The 1473-nt window shown below is 56.8% G+C and carries 1 protein-coding gene; it reads right to left on the reverse strand.

What is annotated here, in order from left to right:
* Positions 1-909 precede the first annotated feature (909 nt).
* Complete coding sequence (locus tag JKG68_RS32260) at positions 910-1095, reverse strand: hypothetical protein (RefSeq protein WP_202066503.1); 186 nt, start codon at positions 1093-1095, stop codon at positions 910-912.
* Between the last annotated feature and the right edge of the window lie 378 nt (positions 1096-1473).

The following is a 1473-nucleotide window of genomic DNA, read 5'->3' on the forward strand; positions in this document are numbered from 1 at the left end:
AGCATCAAAAGGGGTTGTGTGGCGGGCGGCGTGGGCAGCTAGGAAGTCACTTGAGCTTCTGGGCTCATCCTGAGTCTGCTGCGATGCTGGGCCGAGTTGTCAGTGAGCAACGGCCGTACCGATCACATTGAAGAGTCTAAAGATGTATGGTTAACGAAAGGTTGATGTGGCGCCGATGACCACAGACAGTGGCCAAGATGCTGGCCTCGCCAGTCGGGCACGGATTTAACGTCCCGATCTGCTTTGGAGATGCGAGTAGCCCGGTGCAGTAACTGTCTGGTAACCCCAACCTCGATCAAAAGTGATCGAAACCGAAGGCACGGCATTTACGGTGTGCCAACGGGAGAGAACTGCCCATGACCATTCTCGATCCGATTACCGGGAACCTTGTCACCATCAATACCTAGATCGGACCAGACTGTGCGGCCTTCCATTTGATGGGGCCTCCGTGCACCTGAGATGAGTCTCATCCCCGGAACCGAAGCTTTGTAGGAAAATCGAGATCCGGTTCAGGAAAGGGGGCTTCAAGGCCTACTCCAAGCAACAAGGGGACCTTGGTCAAAGAGGCCCAAGCAGCTCCGGTGAGAACCCATATTCGCGCCATGCTCTCCCGGCTAGAATCTTGCACTCAAAAGCTCGTGCAGCAGGCGGCGTAATTCCAGAAGGTTGATTATAAAAGTTGACACCGCTCCTTAACCTAGCGCATGTCAGAAACAGACCGGCCGCGTTGCGTATCAGGCACCTTGTACATGGAACTCAGTTCGGTGCTCAGCGAGGGCGGGGTTCTTTGTTCCTCCTCACTCCTCGGTTCGCCTGCTACAAAGGGCAGACCTGTTTGTGGCACCAAGTCGAAAGTCAGCTGGGAACAGTCCACAACGGCAGGGTTCTACTAGACCAGGCCGCACTCAGTCAGAGTTTGGTGTTGCCACAGGCCAGGGATTTTTCGCTGTTGTCACAAGGCTCAAGGTAGGGTTTGCCGCAGAAGCGGCACTCTTTGAGTTCAGCTCGGGCTTCGGCAGGTCTCGCCTTGTGAGCCGCCGCTCTTGCAGCAATTCCATCGAGGATAGCCTGAGCGGCATCGTTTGGCTTCTTCATGGGTTCGTCCTCCAACCGCGAGTGGCTCGCGGGTTACAAGTCAGAAGGTCACCCGCTGCGCCCGCGCAGGGATGCTGGAAAACCGGCTCTGTGGCACGCAGGCCGCTGTTGGCGCAGCCCGGGTTGTTAAGCACTCTGGGCCTCGACGCGGGCCGCTACGACCCATCGCATTGGATCTCGTGTGATACTCCGAGGGTGTCTCGCTGTCATGCGAGTCAAAGAAGCAGCGAGGCATGGGGTGCTCCTCTGCCTTCGGGCGGGAGCACATCGCATCTCTCAGTCGGCAACAATCTGAACGCTTGGCCGCGGATATCTCTTAGATACTGTCGGCGAATTCCCTGTTAGCTGTTCAGCAAGAGGAGGGATCCATGAGCCTTC

Source organism: Microvirga aerilata (assembly GCF_016743775.1).
GTDB classification, from domain to species: domain Bacteria; phylum Pseudomonadota; class Alphaproteobacteria; order Rhizobiales; family Beijerinckiaceae; genus Microvirga; species Microvirga aerilata.